10 protein-coding genes are annotated in these 14,929 nt (G+C 64.3%); 3 read left to right on the forward strand and 7 right to left on the reverse strand.

All coding sequences use genetic code 11. The features are described from left to right. Positions 1–54 precede the first annotated feature (54 nt). The 4 genes from B2790_RS15145 to B2790_RS15160 form a co-directional block, all read right to left on the reverse strand. A complete protein-coding gene (locus B2790_RS15145) occupies positions 55–1,236 on the reverse strand; it encodes a hypothetical protein (protein WP_085588495.1) in 1,182 nt (393 codons plus the stop codon). 63 nt (positions 1,237–1,299) lie between these two features. After that, complete coding sequence (locus B2790_RS15150) at positions 1,300–1,767, reverse strand: VOC family protein (protein WP_025339339.1); 468 nt, start codon at positions 1,765–1,767, stop codon at positions 1,300–1,302. 110 nt (positions 1,768–1,877) lie between these two features. Beyond that, positions 1,878–3,497 (reverse strand): NADP-dependent glyceraldehyde-3-phosphate dehydrogenase, encoded by a 1,620-nt coding sequence (locus tag B2790_RS15155; protein ID WP_025339338.1) that lies wholly within the window; start codon positions 3,495–3,497, stop codon positions 1,878–1,880. Between the two features lie 147 nt (positions 3,498–3,644). Beyond that, positions 3,645–7,472 carry a leucine-rich repeat domain-containing protein gene (locus B2790_RS15160; RefSeq protein ID WP_286919122.1) on the reverse strand — a complete coding sequence of 1,276 codons (3,828 nt, stop codon included), beginning with the start codon at positions 7,470–7,472 and terminating at the stop codon, positions 3,645–3,647. A 162-nt stretch (positions 7,473–7,634) separates the two neighbouring features. On the opposite strand from B2790_RS15160, the gene B2790_RS15165 reads away from it, so the two are divergent. Next, positions 7,635–8,417: an AraC family transcriptional regulator gene (locus B2790_RS15165; protein WP_286919123.1), complete on the forward strand. Its 783-nt coding sequence runs from the start codon at positions 7,635–7,637 to the stop codon at positions 8,415–8,417. A gap of 92 nt (positions 8,418–8,509) precedes the next feature. Here the strand turns inward: B2790_RS15165 and B2790_RS15170 are convergent, their stop codons facing one another. After that, complete coding sequence (locus B2790_RS15170) at positions 8,510–9,097, reverse strand: LysE family translocator (RefSeq protein ID WP_286919124.1); 588 nt, start codon at positions 9,095–9,097, stop codon at positions 8,510–8,512. Positions 9,098–9,511: 414 nt separating this feature from the next. Here B2790_RS15170 and B2790_RS15175 point away from each other — a divergent pair, with 414 nt between their 5' ends. Then, entirely contained in the window at positions 9,512–11,083 is a 1,572-nt protein-coding gene (locus B2790_RS15175) for a TerC family protein (protein ID WP_286919125.1), read from the forward strand. Here the strand turns inward: B2790_RS15175 and rarD are convergent. Further along, a complete protein-coding gene (gene rarD / locus B2790_RS15180; RefSeq protein WP_286919126.1) occupies positions 11,046–11,933 on the reverse strand; it encodes an EamA family transporter RarD in 888 nt (295 codons plus the stop codon). The genes B2790_RS15175 and rarD overlap by 38 nt on opposite strands. A 32-nt stretch (positions 11,934–11,965) precedes the next feature. Next, positions 11,966–13,552 carry an EAL domain-containing protein gene (locus tag B2790_RS15185; RefSeq protein ID WP_085588510.1) on the reverse strand — a complete coding sequence of 529 codons (1,587 nt, stop codon included), beginning with the start codon at positions 13,550–13,552 and terminating at the stop codon, positions 11,966–11,968. Between the two features lie 299 nt (positions 13,553–13,851). On the opposite strand from B2790_RS15185, the gene hppD reads away from it, so the two are divergent. Then, positions 13,852–14,928, forward strand: coding sequence for a 4-hydroxyphenylpyruvate dioxygenase (gene hppD / locus B2790_RS15190; RefSeq protein WP_025339331.1), 1,077 nt, complete (start codon positions 13,852–13,854; stop codon positions 14,926–14,928). Position 14,929: the final 1 nt, after the last annotated feature.

A 14,929-nucleotide genomic window follows, 5' to 3' on the forward strand; every position in this document is an offset into this window, starting at 1 on the left:
CCATCGCGACACAAGGCCGCTCCTACAAGGTTTTGTGTGTGCCGGTAGATGGGCTCAGCGCTCACGCATGAAGAAGCCGGCAACGAATTTGCGGAAGGTTTCCAGGCTCTTGAAGTCGGCGTAGCGCTTGAAGTTCTCGGTATCCGGTTCGGGGCCGATTGGCTGCTCCAGCAACGATACCGACAACACCCGGTCCTGGTCCGAAGTCATTACCAGTTCATCCATCACCTGGCCGCCGATCACCGGGCGGCGCATCTGTACTTTCACACCTTTGCCGGCCATCCAGTCGACCAGCGATACCAAGGCCTTGAGCGGCTCGCGTTCTTCGTCGCGATACACCGGGAACAGGTGGGCGCGGGACAGCACCGGTACGCTGGCGACATGGATCAGCTCGTAGAAATGGCTGCCGGCACTGGTCGGTGAGTACAGCGCCAAGGCCAGCAACGGCCCGGCGGTGCGGTTGCCGCCCCAATACAGGTGGTGGCCCTGGAAGTCGAAGCCGTCTTCACTGCGGTTGTTGAACAGCTTGCGCCCCTTGATCTGGTCCACGCAGTCCAGCAGCAGGCCGTGGCGGCGGTGGTTGCCGAACACCGTGGCTTCACGCAGGCGGGACTTGAGCATCATCATGTGCTTCATGTCCAGGCGGGTTTCCAGGTAGTTGCTGGCGGGCACCCGTTCCAGCAGCGGATAGCGGCTGGCAACGCTGCGCAACTCGGCAAACTGCCCGGTCAGGTCCTTTTTCAGGTGTGTGGCATACAGGTTCAGGCCGCTGGTCTCGATCCAGGTCAGCAGCAGTGACAGCAGGCGCTGCTGGTCGCGTCGCTCGCTGCCATCGCCGCCGGCACCGGCGGTGCCGCTGCGAAAATCGCCGATCAGGCGCAACGGTGTGTCAGGCGGCAGCCAGGCAGCGGGTGGCGCGGGGTCGTTCTCGCGCTCGGCCGCTTCCCGCTCGTCCTTGGTGAACGGGCAACCGGGCGCGTGTTCGGCGGTACCCGGGTTGTTCTTGAGAAACAGCGTACCGGTGCTGCCGTTGAGGGTGACATTGAGTACCGGCAAGGCGTCGTTGCGGCAGTCGCAGGCCAGCCACTGGTTGGCGTTGCGCACCTTCATCAGCAACTGGTTGGCCTGCAGCAGGCGCGGGCCGGCGAGGCTGCCGGTGGCAAAGCCGACCAGCAGCTCCTCTTCTGCAGGGGTCAGGCTACGGACCTGTGCGGCGGTTTTGTCGATGATTCGCATGAAGCAGCTCCCAGCTACGAGCCCCAAGCTTCAAGCAAAGTCGCGCCGCTTTCAACTTACCGCTCAGTTGCCACCGAACATCTTCGCCGCGCGGGCGCGAATTTCGTCGGGGGTCAGGTCCTCCTTGTGGGTGGAAACGAACCAGATGTTGCCGAACGGGTCTTTCAGGGTGCCGCTGCGGTCGCCGTAGAACTGGTCGGTCAAGGGATGCAACTGGGTGCCGCCGGCGGCCAGGGCCTGGGCGTAGACCTTGTCACAGTCTTCGACATACAGGTGCAGGCCCACGCCTGTGCCGCTCAGCTTCTGGCTGGCGGTGAGGCCGCCTTCCATGTCGCAAGGGTCGCCCAGCATCAGCGACGAATCACCGATTTTCAGCTCGGCATGGCCAACGCGGCCGCCAGGGGCATCGAGGCGGAACATTTCCACTGCGCCGAAGGCCTTCTTGTAGAACTCGATGGCCTTGGCGGCGTCGTTGATGGCCAGGTAGGGCGTGATGCTGTGCTGGCCTTCGGGAATGGGTTTGGCTGCCATGTTCGACTCTCCTTGGAAGTGGGCGCCGGTTGGCGCCCTGTTGCTTAGAGTCGTTTGCGCGGATGGAAAATCGACAGGGCCGATAGACCGATTCTCTATAAGCGCGGCGGTCAGAAGATGTAGTCGGTGGTCAGGAAGCTCGACTGCCGGTTGCGAATGATCTCGCTGATCAGTTCCTTGTTGGCCTCCTGGAAGCGCGTTGCGACCAAGGTGCGGATCGAGAACACCCGCAGGGCGTCATGTACCGACAGGGTGCCTTCGGCGCTGTTCTTGCGGCCGTTGAACGGGTAGGTGTCGGGGCCGCGCTGGCATTGCGCGTTGATGTTGATGCGCCCGACCTGGTTGGCGAAGATGTCGACCAGGCTGCCGATGGTCGCCGGGTCATTGCCGAACAGGCTCAGTTGCTGGCCGTAGTCGGAGTCCAGTACATAGTCGATCACCGTCTGCAGGTCGCGGTAGGGCACTACCGGCACCAGCGGGCCGAACTGCTCCTCGTGGTACACGCGCATGTCGCTCTTCACTGGGTACAGCACGGCCGGGTAGAAGAACGAGCCACGGCTGTGCCCACCACCTTCGTTGAGCACGCGTGCGCCCTTGGCGGTGGCATCGGCGACCAGGCCGTCGAGGTAGTCGACCTTGCCGGGCTCGGGCAGCGGCGTCAGGGCAACGCCTGGCTCCCAAGGCATGCCGGGCTTGAGCGCGGCCAGCTTGCGCTGGAACTTGTCGAGGAAGGCATCGACCACGTCCTCGTGGACGAACAGGATCTTCAGCGCCGTGCAGCGTTGGCCATTGAACGACAGCGCACCGGTGACGGCCTCTTCGACGGCGTTGTCGAGGTCCACCTGGGGCAGCACGATGCCCGGGTTCTTGGCATCCAGCCCAAGCGCGGCGCGCAGCCGGTGTGGGCGCGGGTGCAACTTCTTCAGGTCGCTGGCGGCCTTGTGCGTGCCGATGAAGGCGAACACATCGACCTTGCCGCTGGCCATCAGCGCGCTCACCGTTTCCCGGCCACGGCCGTAGATGACGTTGATCACCCCCGGCGGGAAGCTGTCACGGAAGGCTTCGAGCAATGGCCGAATCAGCAGCACGCCGAACTTGGCGGGCTTGAACACCACGGTGTTGCCCATGATCAGCGCCGGGATCAGCGTGGTGAAGGTTTCGTTCAGCGGGTAGTTGTATGGCCCCATGCACAGGGCCACGCCCAGTGGTGCACGGCGGATCTGGCCCAGCGTGCCCTGTTCCAGCTCGAAGCGGCTGGAACGGCGGTCGAGGTCCTTGAGGGCGTTGATGGTGTCGACGATGTAGTCGCAGGTGCGGTCGAATTCCTTTTCCGAATCCTTGAGGTTCTTGCCGATCTCCCACATCAGCAGCTTGACCACGGCCTGGCGCTGTTCACGCATGCGTGCCAGGAAGGTCTCGACGTGCTGGATGCGCTCGGCCACGCGCATGTTCGGCCAGGCGCCACGGCCTTTGTCGTAGGCCTGCACGGCGGCATCGAGGGCGGTGAGCGCGGTGTCGGCATCGAGCAATGGGGCGCTGCCCAGCACTACCTGATGCTCATCGTTGCCTTCCTTGAGCCAGACCGGGCTGCGCACCGTGGCCAGGGGGCCGTCCCAGCGCCTGAGCTCGCCGTTCACCAGATAGTCGCGTTGTTCCAGGGGGGCTTCCAGGCGCCAGGTTTCCGGGATGTTCTCGGCGCTGGGGAAGAGTGAATCGAGCAGACGGTCCATGGGTACTGCACCTCACATTGCTGGGCGGGTTTCAAGCCGGGTGAATCGCTTCAGCTGCGAGCATGCACCGGCCGCCGGAAAAACACCAGTCTGGCTTAACCTGGCCGCAAATGCCTGCCTGTTGTGCAGGCAGGCACCCGGTGGCGGTCAAAGCGGGAGGTTGAACAGGTCGTACGGTGGGTGCGTAAACCATTGCTGACGCAGGGCGGGGTCTGCCTCGATCAGGGCCAGGCGCCGCCAGAACTCTGCACGGGCTTGCCTTGGGTGGGACAGGAACGGTTCAAGTTCAAGCAAGGGCCTGAGGTCGCGCCGATACTGCAGCGGCAAACGCTGCCACAGGGCCAGTTCCGCCGGGCCGGTCTGTTCGAAGAATTCCTGATAGTCGCTTGCGCATACCATCAGGTCCACCTGATGCGCAGCGTTGTAAGCCTCGATCTGTGCAACCACGGGGGCGCCCAGCCATTCGCTTTCCAGGCGCAGCGCCTCTGCGACTGGCCTTGGCACGGTGAAACCGTCTGGCAGCCGCAGCAGCTGGTTGTCGGCAATATCCACGATGATGGGCTCGATCATCTGGTCCAGGCCTTGCGGCAATTCGCTGAGCGCACAGTCGTTCAGGAACAGGGTCCTCAAAAAGGCCAGGCCGCGCAGGTCCGGGGCCTGCAGCAGCGGGTTGCCCGAAAGGTCCAGCACGTTGAGGCCGGTGCAGCGGTTCAGTGCCTGCTGAGCCTGGCTACTCCAGGTAATGCGGTTGCCTTCCATATCCAGCCAGGCGAGGTGCTCAGGGTTACCCAGGCGGGGCACGGTGTCGAACCGGCAGTCGGCCAGCAGCAGACGATTGAGGTTGGGGAAGCGCTCGTAGAACTCGGCCGGCAACTGGCTGAGCGAACGGTTGTAGCTGAGTGACAGGTGCTGCACATGGGTGAAGTCGTCTGGCAAGGCCAGGCTGGCCAAGTCCTGGTTGTCCAGCTCCAGGCCGGACAGGTCCAGGCTGTGCAGGCTGCCACCCCCTTCAAGCGCTACGGTCGACAGCCGCCGCCAGGCGTTGAGGATGGGGCGGATGGCCAGGTGCCGCTGGTGAGGGCGCTGCGGATCGGGCCGGGCCCATTCATGCAGGTCGCGGCGCAACGTATCCAGCCGCTGCTGCAGGTCGTGCAGCCGCTGTGTGGGTGAGCGAATGTCATCGACGTACGGGTTGTCCTCGTCGTTGCCGAGCCAGTTTTCGAATTCCCAGTCGGTGGCGTCGGGGAACAAGCGCCGATAGGCCCCGGCCAGCGAGCCTGCCAGGCGCGGCTGAGGCGGTTCGGGGTCAAGCGGCCGACCGCCGCGCAAGCCGCCCATGGGCTTGCGCACCAGCGCGCGGTGACCCCAGAAGCGTTGGGCCAGTGTCTGTCTGTGCAGGTCGACCCAACCCAGTACGCGCTGGCGTAGCGAGCTGCCATCGGCCGTCGGGATACCCAGCGTATCGCGATGCGAGCGTGGCAGTGCCTGCTCTATGGCACGGCAGAGGTCCGGATCACGCGGTCCAGGTGCAGGGCGCTCGCCTCGGTCGACCTCATAGCCTTCGGCCGTTTTGATCACACGGCGCAGGGTGCTGGCCTGGTCGCTGCCGACATGCTCCAGCAAAGGGCCTTGGGGGCTTGCGCCATGCAGCTCCAGGCGCAGGTCCGCAGGCCAGTCGGGCATGGCATCCAAGGCGCTGAACAGCAGGCGTTCGCTGTCGCTGCTGGCCCGGGCTGGCTGAAGCACACCCTCCAGGGCGCGTACCAGAGGCAGCTCGCTGTGCACCTGTTCCAGTGCCTGGCGAACCTGAATGGGTAGCTGACCCTGCTGTTGCCAGGCGAGCGATTCAGCCTCGCCCAGCGGTGTCAGCAAACGCGTGGCCAGGGCAGGGGAAAGCCGCGGATAGGCAGCGAGCAGTTTCTGCGTTGACGGGGTGGTGGGCGCGCTGCCGTTGTAGAGGCGCTCGAACAGGCCCGGCGGGGCCCTGTCGGCCAACGCCTCTACCTCGGCCTGTGCCGCCATGCGTAGCAGGACATCGAGCAACAGCGCGGGCGTTGCTCGGCCTTCCAGGTGCACCCGGCGCAACTGCGCGGCGTCGATGCCGCAGAGGCGGCCGGCCTGCGTTAAGTGCTCTGGCGTGAAAGCGGCATATGCAGGGCCGAGACGGCGCGCCAGCTTCGCGAATGGCCACTGGCCGGGCTGTTCATGCTGGCCGCGCCAGGCACCTTGGGCATTGTGCGTCAGCGGTGGCTGCCAGGCGTCGGGCGTGTCGGGGTGAATGACCCGCCATTGCTGCAGGTCGTGATCGAAGCGTTGTTCGAAGACCTGGCCGTCCATGCTGATGAAATACCGGCCCTGATACAGGTACTGGCCAAGTGCATTGGGCTGCAGGGTTTCGGGCAGTGTCACGGCACTGCGGTAGGGGCTGAGGTCTTCATTCCAGAGCCGGTAGCGCCCGTCGTTGCCGCGTACTTGCTGCAGGCTTTCCATCAACGGGCTGTTGAACAGCTTGGGCACGACCTTGCCCGCTGCCACGAACCCTCCGATCAGGGCCAGGTTCAGGCCAACCGCCTCCAGGTGGCGCAGCGCCAGGTGGCGGTCGCCTTCATGCCAGGCCTGGTAGCCCTCGAAGGCCTCGCCGAGCAGTTGGCAGGCAGTGACGGCCAGCATCAGGGTGCCTGCACCCGGAACGAAGAACGCGGCAATACCGAGTGCATCCAAGCCAAGGCTTTCCCATTCCTCCAGGCGCCTGCTTCGCGCGTTGGCATCGGCCATTGCTGTCGGGACCGCCAGCAGGCTGGCTTCGTGCTTGAGGCGGGCAAGGTGCAGGTCCTGGTAGTGGCCGAAAGGCTCGGCCGTGATGGCCACGCGTGTGGGGCGCAGGTCCGCTTGCGCTGCGCGCTGCCAAGGGCGGTCAAAGGCCGTGTTACCCGTGGCGTCGAGGTTCTGCTGCAACAGGTCGAGAAAGTGCGTGCGTTGGTCCTGCCTGATGTAGGCCGTGAAGGCCTGGCGGGCATCGGGCTCCAGCAGCAAGGTCGCCAGCGTGTCGTGTACCGCTTCCAGGTTGCTGCATTGACGCAGGGCCGGGTCATGGCCGGGCAGGTATAGCGCCAGCCCCGCACTGCCGGCATCGATCAGCATGACCTCGTGCAGGGGCGTGCCGAACAGCGCCAGTTGCCAGCACCTCACGGCAGCACCCTGCAACAGCTGTTCGACCTGATCGCGCGTGCTGCCGTCAAGCAGGTGCCGCAGATAGGCAAGGTCGGCCGCCAGGCGCAGGCGGTCTTTCTGAACCCTGATGGCCAAGGCTCGGGTAGCGGGCTGGGCAAGGTGTTGTTCCAGATGGGCCTGGTAAGCCTCACCCAGGTCGAGGTCACGGCACTGTGTGGCGAAAGCGGCCGGCTCAAGTGGCAGCCGTTCCACCTGATAGTGCTCCGACTGCAATGGAAAGTGCGCGACGGGTGATTGCATGCCGAAGGGGGCGGAGCCTTGTACCAGAATCGGCGTGACCTGAATGTTGTCACCCAGGGCAATGGCACTTTCAGCGGTGAACACCTCGTCGCTGGCGAAGTTCTGCAGGGCGGCCTGTAGCAGGTTATCGCGACGATGGCGGTAAAGATAGCGCAGGGCGGCCCAGTGCCAGTTGCGCTCGACCCGCAGCAGTTGGCTATTGCGCAGCGGCGCGTGAAAGCCTTGTTCGGCAAGACGCCGTTGCAGCAATGGCTCGGCGAATTCAGTGATCTGTTTCAGGCCTTTGAGCGAGCTGGCCAAGGCTGCTTGCGCATGCATCAGGCGCGCCTGGCTGGCATGCACTGTGTCACGCAGGTCGGGGGCAGCATTGGCGAACCAGTCCTGCGCCTTCCACGGGGCGATCTGGGTTCGCTTCAACGCGGCCCATTGATTGGGCGTTACCTGGCGTGCCCAGTGCGGCAGCTGCGCCTCGAGCAAGGGTTGATGAGGGTTGATGGCTGGCATGTCGATGCTCCTTTCATGCAAAGAGGGGGCATCAAACGGTATTTATCGATGGCCAAGTGGTAATGGGATAACGCGGGCTGGATATATGGCCTGCGGTTGCCTGCTGATTCCGTGACAAGCGTGTAGTATCCAGGCGCATGGCAGCGGCGAGCGGGGTGAGGGATGATCGAAGTATCACGGTTCTGGCGCGACCCGGCGTTGCCCTTCGTCGAAGCCCGGCGGGTAGGGGACGGGCGCCAGGTGTGCTACGCCGCGCATTCCCACGAGAGCTTTTCCATCGGGGTGATCACGGGTGGGCGCAGCACCTACCTGTACGGTGACCAGTGCATCGAGGTGGCGGCTGGTGCCACGGTATTGATGAACCCAGGCGTGGTGCATGCCTGCAACCCCATCGCCGGGGAGCCATGGTCCTACCTGATGTTGTTCGTCGACATGCCCTGGTTGCAGGCGCTGGGGTTTGCCTTGCCGGCCCAGGCCTGGAGTAGCTCGCCGGTATTGTACCGGTGCCTGTTGCAGGCCTTTGCCGAGCTGTTCGACGCCAGCGTGCCGGACCGCGAAGGCCGCCTGGCGGCACTGTTTGGCGCACTGCCGGGCATGCTTGGCGGTAATGCCAGCGTGAACGACGAGGGCAACCCGCGACTGGACGCGGCGGCAGCGTTCATACGCGCCCATCGGGGCGACCCGCTGAGCCTGGACGACATCTGCGCAGCGTGCGGCCTGTCGCGGTCCTACCTGATTCGCGCGTTCCGCCAACGCTTCGGCCTGACGCCGCATGGCTACCTGCTCGACCAACGCGTGCAGCTGGCCAGGGCGCAACTGCGCCAGGGCCGGGCAATCGCCGAAGTTGCGCAGGAGGCCGGGTTTGCCGACCAGGCGCACCTGCAGCGGGCCTTCAAGCAGCACCTGGCGGCGACGCCGGGGCATTACCGCAATGCATTCGGCTGAGTTGCCATTTTTGCTGTGATGGCCCTATCGCCGGCAAGCCAGCTCCTACAGGTACAGCGCAGGTCTTGAGGGCAGCAACAGGGCTGGTGCAGCTAGCCTTGAACGACCAGATAAACCGCGCTGCCCACGAGCAGCACTGCCAAGCCCCGATTCAGCAGGCGCATGTGCCGTGGGTTGCCCAGGTATTGGCGAACCACGCTCCCAGCCCACGCCCAGCTGGCCACCGAAATGAAACAGATTGGTCCGTAGATCCAGGCAAACAGCCACAGTAACTGCTGCTCGCCGCCGGTGTAGGCGCCAACCCCGGCCACCGCTGCCAGCCATGCCTTGGGGTTGAGCCATTGCATTGCCGCGCCGTGCCAGGCCGAGGGGGCCTGGGCGGGATGGGCGCTGCCCAGCTGCCCATCGTCGCTGGCGAGCTTCCATGCCATGTACAGCAGGAACGCCACGCCGCCCCAGTGCAACAGCAGGCCCAGCAAAGGCCAGCGCAGCAACAACTGATGCAGGCCCAGGCCGACCAGCACCAGCAACAGGCAGAAGCCCAGCGTGGCGCCAGCCACATGCGCCAGGCTGGCACGCAGGCCATGACGGGCACCGCTGCCCAGCGCAACGATGTTGACCGGGCCGGGGGAGATCGAGGCCGCCAGTGCGAAAGCGGCCATGGACAGGGACAGGCTCATGAGGGGGATCCGTTTGGTTGAGGGTGGCCTCCATGCTCGGGCATCGACAGCCTGCGGTATTGAAGAAAAGTACCCACATTGGGCTTATGCCTTTCTGTGGGAGCGGCCTTGTGTCGCGAAAGGGCCGCAGAGCGGCCCCAGCGATGTTCGCAGAGATGCTGCAATCCAGGGGCTGCTGCGCAGCCCTTTCGCGACACAAGGCCGCTCCCACAGGGGAATGCGTGGCTCTGGAGGGGGTTGTTACAGGTTTTGTAATAGTTTTGCGCTATTCCGGAAAGCTGCTGTGCTAGTAGGATCGTTTTCCCAATTTGCTATCAAGGTCCATATGAGCACCTTCGCGGAGCCCCCCAGTCCCCGGCCTTCAAGGCCTTCCTTCTCCCGTCCTCGTGACGCTGCCCTCGTGAGTACCCGCTAATGGAATGGCTAGCCGACCCCACGGCCTGGCTGGGCCTGCTGACGCTTATCGTCCTCGAGCTGGTGCTGGGTATCGACAACCTGGTGTTCATCGCCATCCTCGCCGACAAGCTGCCGCCGCATCAGCGCGACCGCGCGCGGGTCATTGGCCTGAGCCTGGCGTTGATCATGCGTCTGGGCCTGTTGGCCAGTATCTCGTGGATGGTCACGCTGACCGCGCCGTTGTTCGAGGTGTTCGCCAAGAGCTTCTCCGGCCGTGACCTGATCATGCTGTTCGGTGGCGTGTTCCTGCTGTTCAAGGCCACCATGGAACTGCACGAACGCCTGGAAGGCCATGTGACCCAGGCCAGTGGCGCGGTGCGCCATGCTGCGTTCTGGCCGATCGTTGCGCAGATCGTGGTGCTCGATGCGGTGTTCTCGCTGGACGCGGTGATTACCGCGGTGGGCATGGTCGAGCATTTGTCGGTGATGATGATCGCGGTGATCTTCTCGATCGGCATCATGATCGTTGCCAGCAAGCCGCTGACCCGCTTCGTCAACGCCCACCCTACGGTGATCATGCTGTGCCTGGGCTTCCTGATGATGATCGGCTTCAGCCTTACCGCCGAAGGCCTGGGCTTCCATATCCCGAAAGGCTACTTGTACGCGGCCATCGGCTTCTCGATCCTGATCGAGCTGTTCAACCAGCTGGCCCGTGCCCGCCGCAAGCGCAGCCTGCAGCAGCACCGGCCGCTGCGTGAGCGCACCGCGCATGCCGTGCTGCGCCTGCTGGGGGGCCGCCGGGTCGAGGCGGACGAGGTGGGCGAGGAAATCGCCGACCTGGTCGAAGGCGGTGAGGAGCAGGTGCTGTTCGACCGCCGTGAACGGGTGATGATCAGTGGCGTGCTGAACCTGGCCGAGCGGCCGATCCGCACGGTGATGACCGCCCGCGCCGAGGTCGATGTGATCGACCTGGCGCAGCCGGCCGACGCCATTGCCCAGGCCCTGGCCAATTCGCCGTACTCGCGCCTGCCATTGATCCGCGATGGCCGCGTGGACGAGCCGCTGGGCTTCGTGCACAAGAAGGAGCTGCTCAAGGAACTGCTGTCGGGTAGCCAGCCCGATCTGGAAGGCATGGCCCGGGTACCGCTGAACCTGCTGGAAAGCTTCAGCATCCTCAACGCCCTGGAGCAGATGCGAGGCCAGTCGACGCACATCGCCTTCGTCGTCAACGAGTTCGGTGACTTCACCGGCCTGCTGACCATGACCGATATCCTCGAGTCGATTGCCGGCGAGCTGCCGGATGCCAGCGAGGTCGAAGGCCCGGGCATCGTCCAGGAAGGTGAAGGCTTTGTGGTCAGCGGTGCGTTGAACCTGAGCCAGGTGCAGGCGCGTACCGGCTTCTGCGCCCGCGCCAACGAGGACTACCAGACCCTCGCGGGCCTGGTGATGAGCCTGCTCGACCGCCTGCCCATGGTGGGTGACCGCCTGGCCTGGAATGGCTGGACGCTGACCGTGGAGGCGGTCGAGGAGCGACGGGTGCGCCAGGTTCGGCTTACACCGAGCGGCGACGTTGACGCAGCAGGTGCTTGAAGCCCTCGATCACCAGCACCAGCACCGCGGCCCAGATCGGCAGGTAGGTCAGCCACTGATCCGGGCCGATGGTTTCGCCCAGCAGCAGCGCCACACCCACCAGCAGCACCGGTTCGACGTAGCTGAGCAGGCCGAACAGGCTGAATGGAAGCAGGCGGCTGGCCAGCACGTAGGCGATCAGGGCCGAGGCGCTGATCGCCCCCAGGATCGGGATCAACGCATACAGCCCGGGGTGTGCCTGCAGATCGGCAGGGGAAAGCGGGCCCTGGATCACGAAGTACAACGCCCAGGGCAACAGCAGGCACATGTCGCACCACAGGCCGCCCAGGTGTTCGGTGCGGCAGCGCTTGCGCAACACGAAGTAGATCGGGTAACCGATCGTCACCATCAGGGTCTCCCAGGCGAAACTGCCATGCTGGTACAGCTCGTGGCCCACGCCCAGCGCGGCGCAGGCCACGGCCACCTTCTGCAGGCGTGACAGGCGCTCGCCATACACCAGCCGCCCGGTCAGGACCATGGCCAGCGGCAGCAGGAAGTAGCCCATCGACACTTCCAGGCTGCGCCCGTGCAGGGGTGCCCAGAGGAACAGCCACAGCTGCACGCCCATCAGCCACGATGTGGCGACCATGCCCAGTAACAGCAGCGGCGTGCGTTTTACCCGGGCAAGCAGTTCACCCACCCGTTTCCAGTCTTTCGAGACAAGCATGAACAGGGTCAGGCAGGGCAGCGTCAACAGGGTGCGCCAGCCAAAGATCTCTTCGCTATCGAGCGGCGTGAGCAGAGAGGTATAGAAGTACATCACGGCGAACAGACAGGACGCCATGACCGACGAAAGAATGCCTTTTGACACGAATGCCTCGAATAGGGAATTGAGCGGGTGGATCAGCCGCGCATGATCTCAGGGGGCGCGGCTTGCGGCAACCGCGACGCAGCCGGGCGTGCCGCCAGCGCCTCGAGGAATTGGGCAGCCGGCATGGGCCTGGCGAACAGGTAGCCCTGCTGGAAGTCCACCTCGTGACGGGCCAGGTAGTCGCGCTGGGCTTCGGTTTCCACGCCCTCGGCAACGATGCCCAGGCCCAGCTTGGCCGACAGCTCGATGATGGTCTCGAGGATGTGCACCGACAGCGCGTCGGCACCGATCATGGCGACGAAGCTCTGGTCGATCTTCAGGTAGTCGACCTTGAACTGGCGCAGGTAGTTGAGGCTTGACTGGCCGGTGCCGAAGTCGTCCAGGGCAATCTTCACACCCATGGCGTCGAGCTTTTCGAACAGTTCCAGAGCCACTGGCGTGGCCTCGATCAGCTTGCGCTCGGTCAGCTCCAGGGTCAGCACCACCCGGCCTGGCGGGAAGTGCTGGAGGAAGGTGCGGCAGTCGTCCAGCAGGCTGAAGTCGCGGCAGTGGTCGGCAGTGATGTTGATGCCGATATGGAAACCGTCCTCCAGCAGCCCGGCATAGGGTGCCAGGTTCTGCGCGGTGTGCATCATCAGCGCACGGGTCATGGCGACGATCTGCCCGCTGTGTTCGGCGTAGGGGATGAACAGGTCGGGGCGTACCAGGCCTTCGCGCGGGTGGTTCCAGCGCATCAGCACTTCGGCGCCGGCCCAGCGGTAGTCGCCTTTGCGAACCACCGGCTGGAAGTACGGCAGGAACTCGTCGGCCTCCAGGGCCCGGCGCAGTTCGGCACGGGGCGAGGTGGCGCGGCGAACCTGCCAGCGGCACACCAGGGCGGCCACCGCGCCAAGTACCAGCAGCAAGCCGAACAGGGCGGGGTAGTGGCTGCGCCACAGCTGGCCCTGCTTGTCGGCGCCATAGCCGCCATGCACGCTGAACGGGTAACGGGTCGAGCCAAGCTGCACATTCGCGCTGGCCGCGGCAGGGGGCACGCCCTTGTGCACGATGCCATCCTTGCCCAGCCAGGCATCGCCCACGCGGATCTGCAGCTCTTCATCGGGGCCGATCAGGCGCAGCGCCGTCAGCAGGTGTTCGCCATCCACCGTACTGATGGCGCCGCGATCGCCGTCGCTGGCCCGATACACCAGCAGCGGGTGGCCCGGGGTGACCGAGTTGCCATCCATCAGCCACAGCTTGCCGTCGATGTAGTCGCCGGGGTTGACCGGCTCGTCGAATGCGCCGAACAGCGAGGTGCAATAAAGGGCGTTGTGCCGGAACAGGTTGGTCGAGCGCACGAAGGCTTTGCGCGTGACCTGGGCGCGCAGCATGAGCTGGGCCTCGTCGCACGGGCTGTCGACAAGTGGCAGCAGGGCATTGGCGGCGCTGGACAGGTTGTCGAGAATGCGCTCGACGTGTTCCACCACCTGGCGGGCGGTGGCCTGGCTGCTGGCCTGCATTTCGCGCTCGATCTGCCAGTTCATCACGGCCAGGCCGCACGCCACCGGCAGCACGCCGACGACCCAGGGCAACAGGGTGCGCCAGCCGAAGCCGGCGCGGCGTTTGACGGTAAGGGGCATGCTGACCTGATCTGTAGGAAGGATTACGAGAGGATAGCCGCTTGTCGGAAGCCGTGAGCAACTAAAGCGCGACAAACCATTTTACGCAATGTAGAATCGATTTACGAATACAACAATAAGGTCCTTCGATACCGAAGGATCAAGCCCGCCGAGAATGGGTCCATATGACATACCATGGGTTCAAGCTGATAATAGGTGACTTCCTCGCCCGCAGCGTGCGGGGTATCCCGTGCTCACCGCCGTTTCCGTGCCACATCCCACGCAATCAATAATTTTTCGCTGCAGATGAGGACACGAACATGGCTGATATCTTCGACAATCCAATGGGCCTGATGGGCTTCGAGTTCATCGAACTGGCTTCGCCTACCCCTGGCGTACTCGAGCCGGTATTCCAGATGCTGGGCTTCACCAAGGTGGCTACCCACCGTTCCAAGGATGTGCACCTGTATCGCCAGGGTGACATCAACCTGATCCTGAACAACGAACCCAAGAGCATCGCCTCGTACTTCGCCGCCGAACACGGCCCGTCGGTATGCGGCATGGCGTTCCGCGTGCGCAACGCCCACGAGGCCTATGCCCGCGCCCTGGAACTGGGCGCCCAGCCGGTGGAAATCGAAACCGGGCCGATGGAGCTGCGCCTGCCGGCGATCAAGGGTATTGGCGGTGCGCCGCTGTACCTGATCGACCGTTTCGAGGAAGGCAGCTCGATCTACGATATCGACTTCAAGTTCATCGAGGGTGTGGACCGCAACCCTGTGGGTGCCGGCCTCAAGATCATCGACCACCTCACCCACAACGTTTATCGCGGGCGCATGTCGTACTGGGCCGGCTTCTACGAGAAGCTGTTCAACTTCCGCGAAATCCGCTACTTCGACATCAAGGGTGAGTACACCGGCCTGACTTCGCGTGCCATGACCGCACCGGATGGCATGATCCGTATCCCGCTGAACGAAGAATCGTCCAAGGGCTCCGGGCAGATCGAAGAGTTCCTGATGCAGTTCAACGGCGAAGGCATCCAGCACGTCGCCTTCCTGACCGATGACCTGCTCAAGACCTGGGACGCCCTCAAGGGCTTCGGCATGCGTTTCATGACGGCACCGCCGCAAACCTATTACGAGATGCTCGAAGAGCGCCTGCCAGGTCACGGCGAGCCGGTCGACCAGCTGAAAGCACGCGGTATCCTCCTCGATGGCGCCTCCCAGCCTGACGACAAGCGCCTGCTGCTGCAGATCTTCTCCGAGACCCTGCTCGGCCCGGTGTTCTTCGAGTTCATCCAGCGCAAGGGTGATGATGGCTTTGGCGAGGGCAATTTCAAGGCCCTGTTCGAATCCATCGAGCGCGACCAGGTACGCCGTGGTGTGCTGAGCACCGACTGAT

Source organism: Pseudomonas sp. UBA6753 (genome assembly GCF_002453565.1).
Classification (GTDB): domain Bacteria; phylum Pseudomonadota; class Gammaproteobacteria; order Pseudomonadales; family Pseudomonadaceae; genus Aquipseudomonas; species Aquipseudomonas putida_Z.

Bases quoted from the DNA above. Each gene is read 5' to 3' on its own strand.
- B2790_RS15145 (WP_085588495.1), bottom strand. From the start codon at position 1,236: ATGCGAATCATCGACAAAACCGCCGCACAGGTCCGTAGCCTGACCCCT.
- B2790_RS15150 (WP_025339339.1), bottom strand. From the start codon at position 1,767: ATGGCAGCCAAACCCATTCCCGAAGGCCAGCACAGCATCACGCCCTAC.
- B2790_RS15155 (WP_025339338.1), bottom strand. From the start codon at position 3,497: ATGGACCGTCTGCTCGATTCACTCTTCCCCAGCGCCGAGAACATCCCG.
- B2790_RS15160 (WP_286919122.1), bottom strand. From the start codon at position 7,472: ATGCCAGCCATCAACCCTCATCAACCCTTGCTCGAGGCGCAGCTGCCG.
- B2790_RS15165 (WP_286919123.1), top strand. From the start codon at position 7,635: ATGATCGAAGTATCACGGTTCTGGCGCGACCCGGCGTTGCCCTTCGTC.
- B2790_RS15170 (WP_286919124.1), bottom strand. From the start codon at position 9,097: ATGAGCCTGTCCCTGTCCATGGCCGCTTTCGCACTGGCGGCCTCGATC.
- B2790_RS15175 (WP_286919125.1), top strand. From the start codon at position 9,512: ATGGAATGGCTAGCCGACCCCACGGCCTGGCTGGGCCTGCTGACGCTT.
- B2790_RS15185 (WP_085588510.1), bottom strand. From the start codon at position 13,552: ATGCCCCTTACCGTCAAACGCCGCGCCGGCTTCGGCTGGCGCACCCTG.
- hppD (WP_025339331.1), top strand. From the start codon at position 13,852: ATGGCTGATATCTTCGACAATCCAATGGGCCTGATGGGCTTCGAGTTC.